16 protein-coding genes are annotated in these 19,399 nt (G+C 65.5%); 12 read left to right on the top strand and 4 right to left on the bottom strand.

The features are described from left to right. Positions 1-363: 363 nt before the first annotated feature. From LDO15_RS04415 to LDO15_RS04440, 6 genes are all read left to right on the top strand, one after another. Entirely contained in the window at positions 364-2,097 is a 1,734-nt protein-coding gene (locus LDO15_RS04415) for an ABC transporter ATP-binding protein (protein WP_223984388.1), read from the top strand. Further along, complete coding sequence (locus LDO15_RS04420; protein WP_276572942.1) at positions 2,094-4,169, top strand: ABC transporter ATP-binding protein; 2,076 nt, start codon at positions 2,094-2,096, stop codon at positions 4,167-4,169. The genes LDO15_RS04415 and LDO15_RS04420 overlap by 4 nt, the downstream gene beginning before the upstream one ends. Before the next feature lie 104 nt (positions 4,170-4,273). Then, positions 4,274-4,705, top strand: coding sequence for a thioesterase family protein (locus tag LDO15_RS04425; RefSeq protein ID WP_223984391.1), 432 nt, complete (start codon positions 4,274-4,276; stop codon positions 4,703-4,705). Positions 4,706-4,779: 74 nt separating this feature from the next. Continuing rightward, a complete protein-coding gene (locus LDO15_RS04430; protein WP_223987080.1) occupies positions 4,780-5,058 on the top strand; it encodes a hypothetical protein in 279 nt (92 codons plus the stop codon). An 84-nt stretch (positions 5,059-5,142) separates the two neighbouring features. Further along, a complete protein-coding gene (locus tag LDO15_RS04435; RefSeq protein WP_223984392.1) occupies positions 5,143-7,371 on the top strand; it encodes an AAA family ATPase in 2,229 nt (742 codons plus the stop codon). Positions 7,372-7,531: 160 nt separating this feature from the next. Beyond that, positions 7,532-8,782 carry an McrC family protein gene (locus LDO15_RS04440; protein WP_223987083.1) on the top strand — a complete coding sequence of 417 codons (1,251 nt, stop codon included), beginning with the start codon at positions 7,532-7,534 and terminating at the stop codon, positions 8,780-8,782. Positions 8,783-8,811: 29 nt separating this feature from the next. On the opposite strand, the gene LDO15_RS04445 is transcribed toward LDO15_RS04440, so the two are convergent. The 3 genes from LDO15_RS04445 to LDO15_RS04455 form a co-directional block, all read right to left on the bottom strand. Beyond that, the gene (locus tag LDO15_RS04445; protein WP_223984394.1) at positions 8,812-9,054 is read right to left on the bottom strand and encodes a hypothetical protein; all 243 of its coding nucleotides are present in this window, start codon (positions 9,052-9,054) and stop codon (positions 8,812-8,814) included. 281 nt (positions 9,055-9,335) lie between these two features. Then, positions 9,336-9,770, bottom strand: a complete 435-nt coding sequence (locus tag LDO15_RS04450) for a very short patch repair endonuclease (RefSeq protein ID WP_223984397.1) — start codon at positions 9,768-9,770, stop codon at positions 9,336-9,338. 87 nt (positions 9,771-9,857) lie between these two features. Then, positions 9,858-10,292, bottom strand: coding sequence for a pyridoxamine 5'-phosphate oxidase family protein (locus LDO15_RS04455; RefSeq protein WP_223984399.1), 435 nt, complete (start codon positions 10,290-10,292; stop codon positions 9,858-9,860). 440 nt (positions 10,293-10,732) lie between these two features. Here LDO15_RS04455 and LDO15_RS04460 point away from each other — a divergent pair, with 440 nt between their 5' ends. Further along, positions 10,733-11,341, top strand: a complete 609-nt coding sequence (locus LDO15_RS04460; RefSeq protein ID WP_223984400.1) for a DUF6318 family protein — start codon at positions 10,733-10,735, stop codon at positions 11,339-11,341. A 404-nt stretch (positions 11,342-11,745) separates the two neighbouring features. Continuing rightward, positions 11,746-12,267, top strand: coding sequence for a hypothetical protein (locus LDO15_RS04465; RefSeq protein ID WP_223984403.1), 522 nt, complete (start codon positions 11,746-11,748; stop codon positions 12,265-12,267). 19 nt (positions 12,268-12,286) lie between these two features. Here LDO15_RS04465 and LDO15_RS04470 read toward each other — a convergent pair whose 3' ends face one another. Beyond that, positions 12,287-13,624, bottom strand: a complete 1,338-nt coding sequence (locus tag LDO15_RS04470) for a helix-turn-helix domain-containing protein (RefSeq protein ID WP_223987085.1) — start codon at positions 13,622-13,624, stop codon at positions 12,287-12,289. Positions 13,625-13,829: 205 nt separating this feature from the next. Between LDO15_RS04470 and LDO15_RS04475 the strand changes: the two genes are divergently transcribed. The 4 genes from LDO15_RS04475 (at position 13,830) to LDO15_RS04490 (ending at position 19,377) form a co-directional block, all read left to right on the top strand. After that, complete coding sequence (locus LDO15_RS04475) at positions 13,830-15,620, top strand: NAD(P)/FAD-dependent oxidoreductase (protein ID WP_223984406.1); 1,791 nt, start codon at positions 13,830-13,832, stop codon at positions 15,618-15,620. A gap of 158 nt (positions 15,621-15,778) precedes the next feature. After that, positions 15,779-16,834, top strand: a complete 1,056-nt coding sequence (locus tag LDO15_RS04480; RefSeq protein WP_223984408.1) for a 2,3-butanediol dehydrogenase — start codon at positions 15,779-15,781, stop codon at positions 16,832-16,834. Positions 16,835-16,912: 78 nt separating this feature from the next. Next, positions 16,913-17,983: an alkene reductase gene (locus LDO15_RS04485; protein ID WP_223984411.1), complete on the top strand. Its 1,071-nt coding sequence runs from the start codon at positions 16,913-16,915 to the stop codon at positions 17,981-17,983. 683 nt (positions 17,984-18,666) lie between these two features. Continuing rightward, positions 18,667-19,377, top strand: a complete 711-nt coding sequence (locus tag LDO15_RS04490; RefSeq protein WP_223984415.1) for a GntR family transcriptional regulator — start codon at positions 18,667-18,669, stop codon at positions 19,375-19,377. Positions 19,378-19,399 lie beyond the last annotated feature (22 nt).

The raw sequence follows: 19,399 nt of genomic DNA on the forward strand, positions 1-19,399 counted from the left end.
CGTCCGGACTGGTTCCCGGGCAGGACCGAACAGGCCGAATCGCCGGTCCCCGGTTTCCAGCGGCCCCGGTTCTTGAAACCCCGGTTTCCAATGGCCCCGCGGCTGCCCCTTGGGCTGCCGCGGGGCCTTGCCGCGGCCGGAGCAGTGCCGCGGGACGCGTCGACGGGCGCGTAAATGTACACCGTTTGGATGATATTCAGTGTCCCGTGTTCCACCCGGGCGGGGGATTTCGTAGAGTTGGATCGCTATTGCTGTCGGACCTGTGGGCTAGTCTCTCCAAGTAGCTCTCCAACACACTTCACTATTCGGTTTTTCCATACTTTCGGTCTTCCTAGAATTAGGCCTTCCTAAGGACTCGTGGGCATGCTTGTCACCCTCATGCGGCGCTATTCCAAGCCGTATCTGCCATACATCGCGGCTGTGGTCATCTTCCAGCTGGCGTCGACCATCGCGGCGTTGTATCTCCCCAGCCTCAATGCCCAGATCATCGATGAGGGCGTCTCGCGCGGCGACACGGACTACATCTGGCGCACCGGCGGTGTGATGCTCGGCGTCGCCCTGGTCCAGGTGGCCACCGCGATCGCCGGCGTCTACTTCGGCTCGAAGGCCGCCATGGCATTCGGCCGGGACCTGCGCCGCGGCGTCTTCCGCAAGGTCAGCAGCTTCTCGGCGCGCGACGTCAACGTCTTCGGCGCCCCCACCCTGATCACGCGCGGCACCAACGATGTCCAGCAGGTCCAGATGCTCATGCTGATGGCCCTGAACTTCATGGTGGCTACCCCCATCATGTGCATCGGCGGCATCTTCATGGCCCTGCGCGAGGACCTCAACCTGTCCTGGCTCGTCTGGGTTTCGGTGCCCCTGCTCGTGGTCGTGGTGGGCTACCTCGTGGTCCGCCTCATGCCGCTCTTCCGTTCCATGCAGCAGAAGATCGACCGGCTCAACGGTGTCCTCCGCGAGCAGATCATCGGCATCCGCGTGGTCCGGGCTTTCGTCCGCGAGCCCCACGAGGCCGGGCGCTTCGGCGCAGCCAACAAGGACCTCACCGACGTCTCGCTGAAGATCGGCTCCCTGTTCGTCCTGATGTTCCCCGCCATCGGCATGATCCTGCACATCTCCACCGCCGCCGTGCTGTGGTTCGGCGGCCAGCGCGTCGATGCCGGCGAGATGCAGGTGGGCTCGCTGACAGCCTTCCTGCAGTACCTCCTGCAGATCCTCATGGCCGTCATGATGGGCACGTTCATGGCCATGATGATTCCCCGCGCCTCGGTCTGCGCCGACCGCATCGGGGAAGTGCTCGACGTCGAACCCTCCCTCCACGCTCCGCTCACCCCGGTGGCGCCCGCAGCAAAGGCCGGCCGGGTGGAGTTCCGGAACGTCACCTTCGCCTACCCCGGCGCCGAGGCGCCCGTGCTGAGCAACATCAGTTTCACGGCCGAACCCGGCCAGACGGTCGCGATCATCGGCTCCACCGGCGCCGGCAAGTCGAGCCTGCTGGCCCTGCTGCCGCGGCTCTACGACGCCGAATCGGGGGAGGTCTTGCTCGACGGCGTCCCCGTCACCCAACTGGACCGGGCCGAGATCACGCAACGGGTCGCCATGGTGCCGCAGCGGCCTTATCTGTTCTCCGGAACCATTGAGCACAACCTGCGCTTCGGCAAGCCCGAGGCTACTGACGAGGACCTGTGGGAGGCGCTGACCGTTGCCCAGGCCGCGGACTTCGTGAGCGATAAGAAGGGCGGCCTCGACTCGCGGATCGCCCAGGGCGGCACCAACGTCTCCGGCGGCCAGCGGCAGCGGCTGTGCATTGCCCGCGCCCTGGTCACTGAACCCAAGGTCTTCCTGTTTGACGACTCGTTCTCCGCCCTTGACGTCGCCACGGACGCCAGGCTCCGCCGGGCGCTCAAGGCCAAGACGGCCGACGCCACCGTGATCATCGTCGGCCAGCGGGTGTCCACCATCGCCGATGCGGACCAGATCCTCGTGCTGGAGAACGGCAGGATCGTGGACCGCGGAACACATGAGGAACTGTTGGAAAGCTCCAGCACCTACCAGGAAATCGTCGAATCCCAGTTGAGCGCGGAGGCAGTGGCATGAGCACCAACGAGAAAGTCTCCGCCGCGCCGGCCCGGGCAACGGACACCGTGACTGCCGGGGCCACCGCAGCGGACGTGACAGACGAAGATTTCCTCGAGGAGGAGTACACGCCCGGCGAAGCCGACGGCGGCATGTTCGGCGCCGTGCCGGCCAAGAAGGCCCAGCACTTCTGGCCCTCGGCCAAACGGCTCATGGGACTCCTGAAACCCGAGCGTGCCGGCATCATCGTGGTGCTCGCGATGGTGACGGTCGCCGTCGTCCTCAATGTCATCGCCCCCCGGATCCTGGGCCAGGCGATGGACGTGATCTTCGCCGGCGTGGTCGGCAAGCAGTTGCCGGCCGGGGCCACCAAGGAAGAATTCATCGCCGGACTGCGCTTCCAAGGCCAGGACAACTTTGCCGACATGCTGGCCAAGATGGACGTGGTGCCGGGCGCGGGCATCGATTTCCAGAAGCTCGCGTTCCTCATCAGCGTGGTCCTGGTGATGTACTTCGTCGCCAACATCTTCTTGTGGCTGCAGGGCTACGTCCTGAACGTGCTGGTCATGCGCGTGGTCCGCAAGCTCCGCGATGATACCGAGAAGAAGCTCAACCAGCTGCCGCTAGGCTACTTCGATACCCGCCAGCGCGGCGACATCCTCTCCCGTGTCACGAACGACGTCGACAACATCCAGCAGGCGCTCCAGCAGGCCTTCGCGCAGCTCGTGAACTCGGCCCTGACGGTCCTCGGCATCGTGATCATGATGTTCATCGTGTCCTGGCAGCTGGCCCTGATCGCCCTCGTCGCGCTCCCGCTCTCCGGGGTGGCCGCAGGCATCATCGGCGCCCGCAGCCAGAAACTTTTCGCCGCCCAGTGGAAGAACACCGGGGAGCTCAACGGCCAGATCGAGGAATCCTTCTCCGGCCACGACCTCGTCCGTGTCTTCGGCCGCGACGCCGACATGCTGGCCCGCTTCGACGAGCGCAACGAGGAGCTCTACAAGGCCAGCTTCGGCGCCCAGTTCGTGTCCGGCATGATCATGCCGGTCATGCAGTTCGTCTCCTACCTCAGCTACGTGGGGATCGCCGTCGTCGGCGGCCTGCGCGTGGCCTCGGGGGGCATGAGCCTGGGCGACGCCACTGCTTTCATCCAGTACTCGCGCGAGTTCACCCAGCCGCTGGGGCAGATGGCCGGGATGGCCAACATGCTGCAGTCCGGCGTCGCCTCGGCCGAGCGGGTCTTCGAATTCCTCGACGCCGACGAACAGGAAGCCGAAACCGCCACCGAGCACCTCCCGGCCAAGACGGACGGGCACGTCGAGTTCAGGCACGTCACCTTCAGCTACTCGCCGGACAAGCCGCTGATCGAGGACCTGTCCTTCACCGCCGAGCCCGGACACACCGTGGCAATCGTCGGACCGACCGGGGCGGGCAAAACCACGCTCGTCAACCTGGTGATGCGCTTCTACGAACTGAACGCCGGCAGCATCACCCTGGACGGCGTGGACATCACCCGGCTGAGCCGCTCGGAGCTGCGCGCCAAGGTCGGCATGGTGCTGCAGGACGCGTGGCTGTTCGGCGGAACCATCTACGAGAACATCCGTTACGGCAAGCTGGACGCCACGGAAGAGCAGATCATGGCGGCGGCCAAGGCCACCTTCGTGGACCGTTTCGTCCGCGCGCTGCCGGACGGCTACAACACGGTCATTGACGAAGAAGGCAACAACGTCAGTGCCGGCGAAAAGCAGCTGATCACCATCGCCCGGGCCTTCGTGGCGAACCCGTCGCTGCTGATCCTGGACGAGGCCACGAGCTCCGTGGATACCCGCACCGAAGCCCTGGTGCAGAAGGCCATGGCCGCGCTGCGCACCGAGCGCACCAGCTTCGTGATCGCCCACCGCCTTTCTACCATCCGGGACGCGGACACCATCCTTGTCATGGAAGCCGGGCGGATCGTCGAGCAGGGCCGGCACGCCCAGCTGCTGGAACTGCAGGGCGCGTACCACCGGCTGTACATGTCCCAGTTCGCCGGAGAGGACGCGGACGCGGCCCTGGCAGATTCGGTCGAGGACGCGACGGCGGTGCACAGCTGAGCGCCGCCGGGTCCGCGCCCGGGACCGCCGGGGCGAACGCAGCCAGGGAGAAGGATACGGAGGGCACGGGCAGCGAGCCCAAGCGGCTCGAGGTCGAGGTGCCGATGCGCTGGGGCGACATGGACGCCTACGGGCACATCAACAACGTCCAGATAGTCCGGATCCTGGAGGAGGCACGGATCGCCGCGTTCGGACCGCCCCGCGGCCCCGGGCTGCCCGGGACCGAACCCCCGGTGTCGCTCTTCAACGACGTCCCGGAGGGGACGCTCGCCCTCGTGGTGGAGCACAAGATCCGTTACGTCAGGACGCTGGAATACCGGAACGTGCCCGCGGTCGTGCAGCTGTGGGTCGGGGCGGTAAAGGGCGCCAGCTTCGACATCCACTATCTGGTGCAGGACCCCGTCACCCGGGAGGACTGCGTCCGGGCCACGAGCCATCTTGCCTTTGTTGATGAGGCCACCGGCCGGGTGCTGCGTCTGACGCCGGAGCAGAAGGAGCGGCTGGCCCCGTTCACCCGGCCGCACCCGGTCCAATAGCCCCTACCCTCGGCTTTGGCGTAGCTCCTACAATGAACAATCCGGACGCATAAGGAGCAGTGGTCGCTGTGAACATGGGCAAGAACATGCATAAGAAAATGCACATGAGGCACTCTCGAAAGAAGACCTGGCAAGAGCTCTCGCCGAGGGCGAAGTTCGGCACGATCGCCGGCGCGCTTGTTCAGCTGGCGTTGCTCGTCGCGGCCCAACGCGATATTTCACGTCGGCCCGCCGTGGAAATCCGCGGCAGCAAGGCGCTGTGGCGGGCCGCCACCCTGGTGAATTTCATAGGTCCGGGATGCTACTTTACCTTCGGCGTGAAGCGCGGTCCGGCCGCGAAGCCGGTTTCGTAGATCGGGCACCCTGCCACTACTGGTCGGTAGCTTAGGGGCGGGCGTTAAATGCGCGCGTTCAGTTTAAGCCTGTAAATTGAACGTATGACCCCATCCAAAAAGCCTGCCCTGCACCGTGCCCTCGGTATCTCCAAGGAGATTGAAGACGCGGCGTGGTTCGTGCTCGGCCCGGGGTTGCTCGGCAAGCCGTCCGCCCTGGACGGCCGGACCAAGACGTGGTCCGTCCAGGCGGCCGCGGAGTTGCTGGAACGCCTCGAACGCGGGGTTCCCGACCCCAAAGCGCCGATGATGACCAACCTGCGCCAGAACCTGGAAGATGCCACGCGCGGTGCCAAGCAACTGGCGGTGGAACTGCTCTTCCTCCAGTCCCTGCCGCTGGCCCACGAGGTCAAGTCGCTCAAGGTCAAGCGTGCCCGTGTCGCCGAGGCCGCATCTTGGCTGGAACCGCCACTGGAGCTCCCCGACGAGCTCTTCGCGGGCATGACGGACCACGGCGTCATCCGGGACCGGACGGCGGAATTTAACTGGACCATCTGGGACCACCTGAAATGGCTGTGCCGTTTCGTGCAGCACGTCGCCACAAGGCCGGCCGGCGTGGTCCAAGCCGCGGTCAAGGATCCGCTGGCTTTCCACCGGCTGGTCGCCGGGACGCCGGATGACCAGCCTGCCATCCGCCGCAGCATTGAGTTCCTGGTGTGGCCCAGCTACTTCGAACCCGTCGTGGCCGACGTCGAACGGCAGGAGATCCGCGACGCCTTCGCTTCCCTGGTCGGCGGGGCCAAGGGGGACAGCGACGAGGACATTTCGGCGGACATCCACCGCATCCGGCTGCACCTGGATCAGCAGGCCGGGCAGCGGATCGACTGGTACTCCCGCCAGCTAGTGAGCCAGTGGCGGAAGGTCGGCGACCCCGGCCGCCGCGCCTGGCTGCTGCGCACCCACCACGACAACGCCGAGCTGCTGAGGGAGTGGCGGGACGGGGAAGCGGTGACGCTCGACGTCGAACATCTCCGCCTGCTGGACCCGGGCGTTACTGCCGGGCTCGTCCAGAACGCCGTTGACGAGGACTACAAGCACCTCGGCTACGTGGAGCGCGAGGATACCAAGACCGCCGTCTTCGCCTTCCTGACCGTGATGAAGCCCGGCGACCTTGCGCTGCACCAGAGCTCGGGCAAGGTCCGGATCGGCGTGGTCCTGGGCGAGCCGGAGCATGGAAAGGACAACCGCCAGCTCCGCCGCAAGGTCCGGTGGTTCGATGAGGAACACGAAGCTGCCGGTCTGCCCCGGCACGTGCAGCGCCAGCTGACCACGTCGGGGAACATCGTGGACATTACCCGCGTGATCCAGGCGCTCGAGGCCCTCCTGCCGGCAGAAGCGGAAGACGCCGGAGACGCCGAGGAGCCGGAGGCCGCCGTCGAACCGGTCCAAGACGGGTTCCGGCCGCTGACACCGGAGTTCGCCGCGTCCCTGCACATGGACCTGGATCCGCTGCAGGAAATCGCCGAGCTCCTCGAAGAGAACCGGCAGGTGGTGCTCTACGGCCCGCCGGGAACGGGAAAGACGTACCTTGCCAAACACCTCGCCGCCGAGCTCGCCGGCGACACGACGGACGAGCGGGTCAAACTGGTCCAGTTCCATCCGTCGTACGCTTACGAAGACTTCTTCGAGGGCTTCCGTCCGGACAAGACGGACGAGGGCCAGGTGTCCTTCAAGCTGGTGGCCGGTCCGCTGCGCCGCCTGGCCGAGGAGGCCGCCAAGCCCGGCAATGAAAGCAAGCCGTACTTCCTGATCATCGATGAGATGAACCGGGCGAACCTGGCCAAGGTGTTCGGCGAGCTGTACTTCCTGCTCGAATACCGTGATGACCGGATCTACCTCCAGTACAGCCCCAACGAGCCGTTCACCCTGCCGGACAACCTCTACATCATCGGCACCATGAACACCGCGGACCGTTCCATCGCGATGATGGATGCGGCCATCCGGCGGCGCTTCTCCTTCATCGAGCTCCATCCGAAGACGGAACCCGTGAAGGGCTCGCTGCTGCGTTTCCTCCAGGCCCGTGACCTGGACACGACGCCGGCCCTGCTGCTGGACGCCCTGAACGACGCGATCGACGAATGGGACCGGGACCTCATGATCGGGCCCTCCTATTTCATGAAGAAGTCCGCGCAGACGCCCAAGGGCCTCCGCCGGATCTGGAAGTACGAGCTCATGCCGCTGCTGGAAGAGCATTATCACGGACAGCTCAACCGCGCCCAGCTCGAGGAGCGGTTCGGACTGGAACAACTCCTCGGCCGCCTGGCGCATGCTTAGGCTCGCGCCGGCCGGGGCCGCCCCGGGGCTCGGCGCCGCCCGCCCGGACCGGAGCCCGTCCGGGCCGGGCACCGGGCCGGACAGCGGCGTTGAGCGGGACACACCGGGACCGGCGACGCCGGGCCGGGGTCAGTCCGGGCTGGGCACGCCGGGGCGGGTCATGCCCTTGCGGGGCGGTGCAGCGGCGTCCTGCCGGCACGTTGTCCTCGATGAGCTCTCCGCCGGCGTCGTGGAGCGGCTGGATCCCGACACCGCAGCCTATGTCAACGCCAGCGGCCTGGCGAAGGCCTCGCCAATGGGCATGGGCCTGTACCGGATCGAACCCGTGGGGACTGTGGGCTCGGTCCGCACTCCCACGGTGCAGCTGGAGGTCCGGCCGAAGGGACGGCTCGGGCTGAGCAGGCTCCTGTTCCTGCTCGGCTACGCGGGGGACCAGGGATTCCGGGACGAAGCCGTCGCCGCGGTAGAACACACGGACCTTTGGAGCGCGCTGGCCGAATCCCTGGCGCAGCTTTCCGACCGGGCACTGAGCCGCGGCGTGCTGCAGGGGTACCTCATGGTGGAGGAATCCCTCCGGACCGTCAAGGGCCGCATCCGGATCTCGGACCAGATCTCCCGCCGGCCGGGGATGCTAGTCCCCTTGGAAGTCTCCTACGACGAATTCACCGAGGACATCGCGGAGAACCGGATTCTACGCGCCGCGCTGGAACGGATGTCCCAGGTGCCGCGGGTCCGGCCCGAGGTTCTCAGCCGGCTGCGCCAGCTGAAGGGAAAGCTCGACGCCGTGACGCGCCTTCAGTCCGGCGCGCCGCTGCCGCAGTGGCGCCCCAGCCGGATGAACACCCGCTACCACGCGGCTCTCCGGCTCGCCGAGCTGATCCTGCGGAACGCCTCTGCGGAGGCCGGCGACGGCAAGCAGCAGTCGGCGTCGTTCGTGGTGGACATGGCCAAGGTGTTCGAGGACTTCGTCGGAACGGCACTGCGCGAAGCCATGGCCGCCTACCCCGGAGAAATGCGGCTGCGCTACAACGCCCTGCTGAACGAGGCGGTGCGCGACTCCGACCGGATTGTGGTCCAGCCCGGGGCCGTCCACTTCCTCGGCGGCCAGCCCGTCATGGTGTACGACGCCAAGTACAAGGCCGCGGCCGACGTCGGCGCATCACTCTCGGGCGACCATTATCGGATGCTGGCCTACTGCACATCCCTGCGGGTGCCGACGGCGTGGATCATTTACCCGGGCGCAGGGGAAATCAAGCTGCGCCGGATTCTCAACACCGACATCGATATTGTCGAGTTCCCGCTGGATCTGTCCCTGCCGCCGTCGGAGATCCTGGCCGCGGTGGCAGATCTTGCCCAGCAGTCCTGGGGCGAAGTGCTCCGGCAAGCCAGTATCGACCGTTCGGCGGGTTAAGCCGATCCGCCGGTAAACCGGTCAGCGAGCTAGGCGGATTCGTCCTGCCGGACGCCGACTGTCAGCAAGTGATCCAGAAGCGCCTTTTCCGGCTGTCCGGGGTTGTTGGCGACGTGCCACCGAAGTCTGTCCTGCGCTTCAGCATCCTCCGGGTTGGTGGATGCGAGAACCTCATTAATGATCGAGGTCGACTGCCGACGCAAGGGTTCGAGATCCGGATCCGCTCCGCGGAGCCTGCGGGGCAGGACGGCACGGTGCGTGGAGTGGCTCAAGGGACGGAGCGGCAGAACTGCAGGACTGGAATCTGCTGGCGCAGCAGCCGGGTCGGGCTCGTTGTTAGACGTCAGCAAGTGCGGCATGTGCGCTCTCCCGTGTTAGCAGTACGCGTTGGTACTGACCGAATTCTCGCTAAATCCCCCGGAGTCGAATACTAGCGGAGACGATTCGGCCTGCCCCGGCGGGGCCGCGCGACACGCAGGACGTCTTGTGGTGCTGTGGTGCTGTGGCGCATGCCGGGACGGATTTCTGGCTCTTAGCGACTGCGGCAGCTGGCTCACGCCGGAGGCTGGCTCTGGAGGAAGGCATCGAGCCGGAGCTCCACCGCGGATGGATCCTTGAGCTCGCACTCCCACACAGTCAGCACCTGCCAGCCGTCACGTTCGAGCTGGAGCCGCTGGGCGGCGTCGCGGTTCCGGGTTCGTGTGCGCTTGGTTTCCCAGAATTCAGCGTTGGCTTGGGGTGCGTGCTGACCGGCCCGGCAATCGTGGAAATGCCAGAAACAGCCGTTGACGAAGATGACCTTGTGGCGGCCCGCGAAGACGAGATCGGGATTGCCCGGGAGTTTGCCGCCGCCAGCGCTGCCATGCAGGCGGTAGCGGTAACCCTTCGCGTGCAACAGCTTACGGACCAGCAGTTCTGGCTTGGTGTTCTTGCCGCGGATGCGGGACATGTTCCAGCTGCGCCGCTCCGGGGTCAGCTTGTCCGCCATCATTTAAGTCTAGGCGGCTGCCGGGCAGGTGGCCGGCGTCGGCGGCGGTGGACATCGGCGGCGGTGGCCGGGACGCGACGTCGGGCGTTAGATCTCCCGCTCCGGGTGTTCGCCGAACTGGAAGTGGCGTCCGCTGACTGACGTCGGCGTAATTTCCACGTAGAAGTCTTTCAGCGTGGGAACCCAGGGCTTGAGGCCGAGGGCCTCGGCCTCGGCGATATCCGCCGATTGATCAAGCACGCGCGCCGTGCCGCGCAGGACCACGGACCACGCTTCCTCGGACAGGATCCCGTCGGTTTCGAAGAGCACCTTCGAGTTGATGGTGAGCTCAGCCAGTTTGTTTCCCGGGGCGGTGCGGAGGAATAGTTTTCGGTCGCTGGCCGCGTAGTTCACCGGGAAGATGTCCGGCTCTCCGGCCACAGTCACCACGAGCCTGCCGTGTTTTGTGCTGTCAATCAGCTTCCAGGACTGCTCGTCGTCCAACTTGAGGATGGGATTGCCGTCTTCGTGTTCGAACATCATGGGTTCATTGTGCTGAACCAGGCAGCCGATTGCTAGGGCAAAAGGGCTCAAAGCAGGCGGGTCACGGCGTTCAAAGGGCTGCATAAGCGCTGCCAGGATTAGGCCAGGCGGCCAGGCGGCCAGGCGGCCGGTGCAGCCCGTGCGGCCCGTGGCCCCGGCGCGCGTGCGGCCCGTGCGGCCCCGTGCGGCCCCGGCGCGCCTCGGCGTCGAACGCAGGACTTCCCATCGCCCACACCAGTCCTTCGTGAGGCGGCACCACGGGAGGTGCGGAAACCTCGTCAAGCAGTGCCTGTGGATAACTTCTGCAGTCAAAATGTGACGTCAGTTACCCTTAAGCATTGCTTGGACTCGCGCGTCTTGATTTTCTATCGGGGGAGTAGCTGACCATGACATCTCGCACTTCGCTTTCCGGTCCGCGGCGTGCCTGTGCGGCAGCCTTCGTGGCAATCTCCCTGATGTCGGTCGCAGCCTGCAGCGCGGGAGGGGCGCCGCCTCCCGACACTCCGTCGTCGGAGTCTCAAAGTCCGTCCACTTCGTCCCCGCCGAGCGCTACCCCCACGCCGACGCCCAGCTACAAACCGGCAGACGCGACCGGCAAGGCACAGAACGTCCCGGTTCCCGAGCTGCCCGAGGCGGCGAAGGCCGAGACGAAGGAAGGTCTTGAGGCGTTTGCCCGGTACTGGTACTCAACGCTCTCCTACGCATACGAGACCGGAGATATCGAACCGTTGGAGTTGGTGTCGAGTCCGACATGCGTTTCTTGCGGTCGGGTAAAGGAAGTTGTCCAGGGATGGAATTCCGGGGGTAGGTGGCTGTCCGGCGGAAAAATGGTTGTGGAAGGTGTGCAGACCAATTTCATTGAGACAACATCGGCTGAGTACCAAGTCCTGATTCAGGTGTATCAGGATGCTCTGTCCTACTATCGAGGGGACAAAACACTTGACGAAAAGACCGAGCGAAGCCCCTCAACTGGCGACATTATGATCGCATCGTATGAAAGCGGAGCTTGGAGGGCCGTGACTGTTGAGCACTTGGCCAAGAGCCGATGATTTCCTCCGCCAGCAGAGCTCTTTCAGTCATTGCCCTACTCATTCTTATTTCCGGATTACCGACATTAGACGCAAAAGCTGACTCTTCGGACGCTCCCGTGAAAGGGGGCTGGAACCAGGCCGGCGTCACAGTGTCTGCATGGCGCTACGATTCAGGAGCCGGGGTATGGGTAGATGCACCCGGGGCTGTAGCGGAGGATCCCAACGTTTACAAATTCGAGTATCTCTGTCTGGACGCTACAAAGAATAACTTTGACGTGGATTGTCTGGCAGGAGCGGTTCGATGTGATCAGGGGACAGATGGGCGACCCGTGCGTTGGTACACCTCCCTGCGAGTATTCGACCCTCCCATATGGTCAACGATTCGTCCAGATCGATGTGTTTATCTCGAACAGCCTGTGGACGTGCTGGGCCAAATTGCCGCCCAGATCCAGACCAAATTTCAGCAACTTCCCATCAACGCCGGTAGCAGCGTCATGCAGCCGAGTCCGCACACGCTCAGGGGTGCCGAGACGAATTTCTATGCGGAAGCGGCGGAGCAAACATTTGCCGTCGACATGCTGGGGCAAGATGTCTCCATTATTGCCAAGCCCGTGCAGTACGCGTGGAGCTACGGCGACGGCACGTCACTCGGCCCGCAGACGGCGGCCGGCGGACCGCTTCCGCAGGACCGCTGGGGTGAGAAGACCCTGACCAGCCACGTCTACGCCCAGACCGGCGACTTCCCGGTGGTTCTGACCACCCATTTCCAAGGCACCTACTCGGTGAACGGCGGACCGCCGCTGCCCATCCCCGGCCAAGGCCAGTTCAGCTCGCCGTCGCAGACCGTCAGCGTCTGGCGGTCGATCACGAGGAATTACGCCGACACCTGCCTGCAGAACCCGCAGGGCCAGGGCTGCCCCGGCGTCGCCCCGACGCCTCCCTGAGCCGTCACCCACGGCCTGGTTAGGCTCGCAGTTCCCGGTCAACCCGTTCCATTCGCGCATTCACGAGCTGGCAACGCGGATCGTCCGGTCCCATCAGCGCCGTGGCGGCAGCCGCGGCCGCCGTATCGGAGGACCCCATATCGCTCGTGCACCACTCCAGCATCAGCCGGGCATCACCAGTTGATCGCACGGACGCCCCCACGGCCGTGTTGAGCTCGTCGCGCATGAACCCGATCGCCAGATTGACCGAACGGGTGAGCAGTCTTGCCGGGTACGCGGCGAACGCCTCGGCAACCCGGCCGTCCCGGAGGTGGCCTGCCACAACTGAGGCATCCGTCACGACGTTGACGGTTGGAGAGAACCGGTAGGGATTCGCTTCCAGGACATCGCCCAGGATATGGCGTATCCGGTGCATCTCGGTCCGGATCGCGGCGCCGGTGCCCGCGTCGCCATGGATCTCGTAGGCCAGTTCATCGGCACTCCAGCCCTGATCACGGGAGGCCAGCAGGGCCAGGATTTCGGCACGGCGTACCGTCAGCGGGCGGCTGGGGCCGCCGTCGACCGCCGCGGACGGCGCGTCCCCCAAAAGCCGCAGCGTGAGCTGTGACCGGGCGCCGCCGTCGCGCATGGTCCGCTCGTGACGCTGTGTCAGCTGCCCCGAGCGTCCTGCCCCGCCGTCGGTCACCGCGGCCGATTTCAGCAGCTCCTCTGCGAGCCGCACGCCGCAACGCACCAGCCGCAGGCTGTCCGGCGTAACCGATTCGAACGGGCCGGAAACATCCAGGACGCCGACGATTTCGCCGGTCAGGGGGTCGCGAATGGGGGAGGCGGTGCAGGCCCAGTCGTGGTGGGTCCGCACGAGGTGCTCGGCCGAGAAGAGCTGTGCCGGGGCGCCCGTCACTAAGGCTTCGCTGATGGCGTTGGTGCCGACACCTGCTTCGGACCAGTCGGCGCCCTCCACGAACTCCAGGGAGTCCGCGAGCCGCAACGCCTGTTTGCTGCCAACACGCCACAGCACCTCGCCCTCATGATCAGTCACGATCAGCAAGTGGCGTCCGGTCACGGTCTCATCGGCCAGCAGCTGCGATAACGCGGGCATGACTGCAGCCAGCCGATGGCCGGCGCTGAGGGAACGTGCCTCGGAGACTTCATGCCGGTGGAGCGGCCGGTGCTGGTCCGGATTGATGCCCAGCGCAAGGGAACGCTGCCAGGACTTGATGAGTGAGGGAGAAAGGTGCGGATCCGGTGTGCCGGAAATGGTGGTCTCGTGCGCCGCCCGGAGTATCCGGGCATACTCCGCCGGCGCGGAAAACCTCAGGTCCGAGGGATGCGTGGTGGCGCCATTGCCCTGCCGCATGCTCATTCTCCCAACTCGCCCTCGAATCGTCGCACCCGGCTGGTTCCCTGCCGCCGTCGGGTCCCGTGCGCGCCGACCGGCAGCGTGAGAGCTCCGTGTAACCCGATTGTAACCCCCTGCGAACTTTACTTGTGATGCGGGTCACTGCGTGGTCTAGACGTCACGCGACGGGAGCGGCCCACTGTCAGCAATGGAAAGAGGAATCATGCCTGAGACACCAAACGGCGTGGTCGGGGCGTGGCTGGCGCAGTTCGATGAGGCGCTGCGCAGCCACAACACGGACGCCGCACTGGAACTTTTCGACGACGATTCGTACTGGCGCGACTTCGTCTCCTTCACCTGGAACCTCAAGACTCTGGAGGGCAAGGAGGATATCCGGCGCATGCTGGACGCCACCCTGGACGACGTGCAGCCAAGCAACTGGACGCTCGCCGAGGACGCGACCGGCGACGCCGCCAACGCCGAGGCCTGGGTGAACTTCGAGACCGCCCAGGCCCGGGGCCATGCCCATCTGCGCCTCCGGAACGGCAAATGCTGGACCCTGCTCACCACCATGCAGGAGCTCAAGGGCTTTGAGGAAAAGAAGGGCCCCAACCGGGACAAAGGAGTGGCCCACGAGATCACCCAGGGCCGCAAATCCTGGCTGGAGCTGAAGGAGGAGCAGGAAGCGCGGCTCGGCTATGAAGACCAGCCTTACACCGTCATCATCGGCGGCGGCCAGGGCGGGATCGGGCTGGGCGCCCGGCTGCGCAGGCTCGGAGTGCCCACCATCATCATCGAGAAGAACGAGCGGGCCGGTGACTCATGGCGCAACCGTTACAAGTCCCTCCACCTGCACGATCCGGTCTGGTACGACCACCTGCCCTACATGAAGTTCCCCGATGACTGGCCGGTTTTCGCGGCCAAGGACAAGATCGGCGACTGGCTGGAAAACTACACACGGATCATGGAACTGAACTACTGGTCCAAGACCGAGTGCACCAGCGCCCGCTTCGACGAAACCACCCAGGAGTGGGTGGTGGAGGTGATGCGCGACGGCGAACCGGTCACCCTCCGCCCGAAGCAGCTCGTCTTCGCGCTGGGAGTTTCGGGGTACCCGAGCGTCCCCACGTTCGACGGCGCCGAGTCCTTCCTGGGGGAGCAGTACCATTCGTCCAAGCACCCGGGCGGCGGGGACTGGACCGGCAAGAAGGCAGTGGTCATCGGCTCCAACAATTCAGCCCACGATATCTGTGCCGACCTCTGGGAACACGGCGCGGATGTCACCATGGTCCAGCGGTCCTCGACGCACATTGCCCGCAGCGAATCCCTCATGGACCTGGCTCTGGGCGATCTGTACTCCGAAAAGGCACTGGCCAACGGCGTCACCACGGAGAAGGCCGACCTGCTGTTTGCCTCGTTGCCGTACCGGATCCTGCCCGAAGCCCAGATCCCGGTTTATGCGGAGATGGCCCGGCGGGACGCGGAATTTTACTCCCAGCTCGAGGCGGCCGGCTTTGACCTGGACTTCGGCGTCGACGGCTCCGGGTTGTTCCTGAAATACCTCAGGCGCGGCTCCGGCTACTACATCGACGTCGGTGCCTCGCAGCTGATCATCGACGGCCGGGTCAAGCTGGCCAGCGGCGAGGTCAGCAAGATCACCGGCAACTCCGTCGTGATGGCCAACGGAACGGAACTGGAAGCCGACGTCATCATTTACGCCACCGGCTATGGGTCGATGAACGGTTGGCTGGCTGATTTGGTCTCGCCCGAGGTGGCCGACGCCGTCGGGAAGTGCTGGGGGTTCGGATCGGATACGCCCAAAGACCCGGGGCCGTGGGAGGGGGAACTGCGCAATATGTGGAAACCCACCAACGTGGAGAACCTTTGGATCCATGGCGGCAATCTGCACCAGAGCCGGCACTACTCCAACTATCTGGCCCTGCAGCTCAAGGCAAGGATGGAAGGGCTCCCGACGCCGGTCTACGAGCTCCAGCCCACGCACCACACGCGCTGACCGCACCCGCTGACTCGCGCGGGCCGTGACAAACGTCGTGACAAACGCAGGCACGGCCACCAGACTGGGGCTACGGCCCCACTGTGAAACTCCAACGACATTCCGTGGATGCGCCTGACCGGGCGCATCCACGGCCTGGAATGCGAAGGTGAAACACCATGAAAGCAGCACGATTCCACGCCCGCGAGGATCTCCGGATCGAAGACATCCAAGAGCCGGAGCTGCGTCCGGGAACGGTGAAGATTGCCGTGGCCTGGTGCGGTATCTGCGGTACCGACCTCCATGAATTCCTCGAAGGGCCCATCTTCACCCCGCCGCCCGGCCATCCCCACGGGCTGACCCACGAGGCCGCCCCGGTCACCCTCGGCCACGAATTCTCCGGCACCGTCGAGGAACTCGGGGAGGGCGTCAGCGGCCTGGCCGTCGGAGACCACGTTGTCGTGGAGCCGTACTACGTCTGCAACGAATGCGGTCCCTGCCTCAGCGGCCACTACAACCTGTGCACCAAGCTGGGCTTCATCGGCCTGGCGGGCGGCGGTGGCGGCCTGAGCGAGAAAATCGTTGTCGACACCCGCTGGGTGCACCCCGTCGGCGACATCCCCCTTGACGAGGCCGCCCTCATCGAACCCCTTGCGGTGGCGTATCACGCCGTCGGCCGGAGCGGCCTAAAAGCCGGGGACGTCGCCGTCGTCGGGGGTGCCGGACCCATCGGTCTGCTCACCGCGGCGGTCCTCAAAGGCATCGGCATCACCACGATCGTGACCGAACTCTCGGCTGCCCGCAAGGACAAGGCGGCCTCGTCCGGGGTTGCGGATCACGTGCTCGATCCCAGTTCGGACGACGTCAAGGCGCGCGTGCTGGACCTGACCCAAGGCGCGGGGGCCGATGCGGCGTTTGAATGTGCAGGCGTGAATGCTGTCCTGGACACGATGCTCGACGTCGTGAAGCCGGCCGGTGTCGTCGTCAACGTCTCGATCTGGGGACACCCGGCCACGGTGGACATGCAGAAAGTCGTGCTGAAGGAAATCGACCTGCGCGGGACCATCGCCTACTGCGGCGATCATGAAGCCGCCATCAAGCTGGTCCAGGAAGGAAAAGTGGACCTGAAACCCTTCATCACCGGCAGGATCGCCCTGGACGACCTCGTGGACAAGGGGTTTGACACGCTGATCAACCACAACGACACCGCGGTAAAGATCATCGTCCACCCGTGATCCGAGTCTCACCCGGAATAGTTGCAGACGCCTCGCAGTTGCCGCTAGTGAACCCATTCACTGCGAAAGGAACTGCGCATGCTGTTTTCCCCGATGACCCTTGGCGAGCTTGAACTGCCCAACCGACTCGTGATGGCGCCTCTGACCCGTCTTCGCTCCGGCCAGGAGGGAGTCCCGGGCCCGCTGGTTGTTGAGCATTACCGCCAGCGGGCCTCGCTCGGCCTGATCGTCAGTGAAGGCACGTACCCGAGCCCGGCAGGCCGGGGCTTTCCTGGCCAGCCCGGTCTGGTGACGCCCGAGCAGCTCCAGGGCTGGGCCAACGTCACTTCCGCTGTTCACGCCGAAGGCGGCCGGATCTTCGCCCAGGTAATGCACGCCGGCCGCGTCACGCACGCCGACACCACTGGCGGCCACGAGGTTGTTGCGCCCAGCGCCATCGCGATCGACGGCGAAACCCGCACCTACGCGGGCAAGAAGCCGTTCCCCGTCCCGCGCGCCCTCACCACCGAGGAACTGCCGGGCATCGTCGAGGAGTTTGTGACGGCGTCCCGCAAGGCGGTCGAGGCAGGGTTCGACGGCGTGGAGCTGCACTCCGCCAACGGTTACCTGCTCCACGAATTCCTGACCCCCGCCGCCAACCAGCGCGATGACATCTACGGCGGCTCACCCGAGAACCGCGTCCGCTTCGTGATGGAAGTGGCCGAGGCGGTCGTCGCAGCCCTCGGCGCAGACCGGGTGGGGATCCGCATTTCGCCCGAGCACAACGTCCAGGGCGCTCTCGAGTTGGATGCGGCCGATGTCCAGGAGACGTACGGCCTGCTGGTCGACGGCCTGGCTGCCCTGAACCTGGCCTACCTCAGCATCCTTCACAAGGAACCCACGAGCGCACTCGTGCAGGACCTCCGTGCGCGCTTCGGCGGAACCTTCCTCGTCAACACCGGCTTTGGCGTCATCACGACCCGCGACGAGGCCGTGGCGCTCGTCGCCGACGGTCACGCCGACGCCGTGGTGGTCGGACGCCCGGCCATCGCGAACCCGGACCTCGCCCGCCGCTGGCGCGAAGGCCTGCCCGTCAACGAGCCCGACGCCTCCACGTTCTATGCCGACGGCGCCGCGGGCTACACGGACTACCCGGCTTACCAGAACTAAGGCCGGCCGCCGGGCTCGCATCGCGGCACACCCGCGGCTGGACACGTCCCGCGATGACATGTGCGGCCGGGCTTGTCCCTCGCAGCCAGTCTTGACCACTGGACATGTCCAGTCGCAGCCACGAGCAGTGGGCGGAATGCCATTCTGCCCACTGATCGCGTTTATGAATGAGCATGTCCTTCGCGGGCTGGGCCCACGATTGGACATGTCCCGCGGTGACATGTCCCACGATTGGACATGTCCCGTGATGACATGTGCGGCCGGGCTTGTCCCTCGCAGCCAGTCTTCACCCTTGGACATGTCCAGCCGCAGTCACAATCAGTGGGCGGAATGCCATTCTGCCCACTGATCGCGTTTATGAATGAGCATGTCCTTCGCGGGCTGGGCCCACGAGGCTAGGCCCACGATTGGACATGTCCCGCGACTACATGTGTGGCCGGGCTTGTCCCTCGCAGCCACGAGCAGTGGGCGGAATGCCATTCTGCCCACTGATCGTGTTTAAGAATGAGCATGTCCTTCGCTGCGTATCCTGCGGCACTGGACATGTCCCCTGGCCGGACCCGTGGCAGAGCCTGCGCCGAGGCCCGGTCCAACCCAAGAGAAGGGCATGTCCCTTGGCAAGGGGCGCGAACGAGCATGTCCCCGAGGGGGTCGCGCCGCGCCAGGTCCTATAGGATCTGAACATGCAACTAGCTTCCACCGGCCGCGGCTCTGAGGGGCGCCCCGCGGGCCGCCCCGTCAGCCGGCAGGTCCTGGCGGATCACGTCTATGAAGAACTGCTGGCGTCCCTGATGGATGGCCGGCTGGAGCCCGGGGCCGCGGTGAGCATCGATGGGACGGCCCGCGAGCTCGATGTTTCGCCCACGCCCGTCCGGGAAGCGCTGGCCAGGCTCGAGCACACCGGCATGGTTCGCCGCGTCGCGCTCAAGGGCTACCGGGTTGCCCCGGTGTTCACCCGGGAGGACTTCGCCGAACTCATGGAGGCCCGGCTCGCAATCGAGCCGGTGAATGCGCGGCTGGCATGTTCCCGCCTCACTCCGGGCCACCTGAAGGAGCTGGAGCAGGCGGTCTCCGATCTCAAGAATGCGCCGCGCGGGCCCTCCTTTTCCGAATTCCGCAGCTACCTTGAAGCCGACGAACGGTTCCACCGGCTGATCGCGGAGCAGACGGGCAACCAGTTCATGGTGGCCGCCTATGCCGCCCTCGGGGGACAGATTCAGCGCTTCCGCCTGTTCGGGGGAGTGGGCATCACCGACGCCGATCACGCGATCGCCGAGCACCAAGCTGTCCTGGATGCTTTGGCCTCGGGGGACCCGCAGAAGGCCGAAGCTGCCATGGCCGACCACGTGCGCCAGGTCCGCGGCCGGGCCATCGCCGACGCCCCGGCAGACTAACCGGCAGACCGGACGCCAAGCA

This window comes from Arthrobacter sp. NicSoilB8, assembly GCF_019977355.1.
Taxonomy (GTDB): domain Bacteria; phylum Actinomycetota; class Actinomycetes; order Actinomycetales; family Micrococcaceae; genus Arthrobacter.

Coding starts and splice junctions, on each gene's coding strand:
- LDO15_RS04430 (WP_223987080.1), top strand. CDS start 4,780: ATGGGCAAGAACATGCATAAGAAAATGCACATGAGGCACTCTCGAAAG.
- LDO15_RS04475 (WP_223984406.1), top strand. CDS start 13,830: ATGCCTGAGACACCAAACGGCGTGGTCGGGGCGTGGCTGGCGCAGTTC.
- LDO15_RS04455 (WP_223984399.1), bottom strand. CDS start 10,292: ATGATGTTCGAACACGAAGACGGCAATCCCATCCTCAAGTTGGACGAC.
- LDO15_RS04415 (WP_223984388.1), top strand. CDS start 364: ATGCTTGTCACCCTCATGCGGCGCTATTCCAAGCCGTATCTGCCATAC.
- LDO15_RS04440 (WP_223987083.1), top strand. CDS start 7,532: ATGCCCTTGCGGGGCGGTGCAGCGGCGTCCTGCCGGCACGTTGTCCTC.
- LDO15_RS04435 (WP_223984392.1), top strand. CDS start 5,143: ATGACCCCATCCAAAAAGCCTGCCCTGCACCGTGCCCTCGGTATCTCC.
- LDO15_RS04470 (WP_223987085.1), bottom strand. CDS start 13,624: ATGCGGCAGGGCAATGGCGCCACCACGCATCCCTCGGACCTGAGGTTT.
- LDO15_RS04420 (WP_276572942.1), top strand. CDS start 2,094: ATGAGCACCAACGAGAAAGTCTCCGCCGCGCCGGCCCGGGCAACGGAC.
- LDO15_RS04485 (WP_223984411.1), top strand. CDS start 16,913: ATGCTGTTTTCCCCGATGACCCTTGGCGAGCTTGAACTGCCCAACCGA.
- LDO15_RS04480 (WP_223984408.1), top strand. CDS start 15,779: ATGAAAGCAGCACGATTCCACGCCCGCGAGGATCTCCGGATCGAAGAC.
- LDO15_RS04490 (WP_223984415.1), top strand. CDS start 18,667: ATGCAACTAGCTTCCACCGGCCGCGGCTCTGAGGGGCGCCCCGCGGGC.
- LDO15_RS04425 (WP_223984391.1), top strand. CDS start 4,274: ATGCGCTGGGGCGACATGGACGCCTACGGGCACATCAACAACGTCCAG.
- LDO15_RS04450 (WP_223984397.1), bottom strand. CDS start 9,770: ATGGCGGACAAGCTGACCCCGGAGCGGCGCAGCTGGAACATGTCCCGC.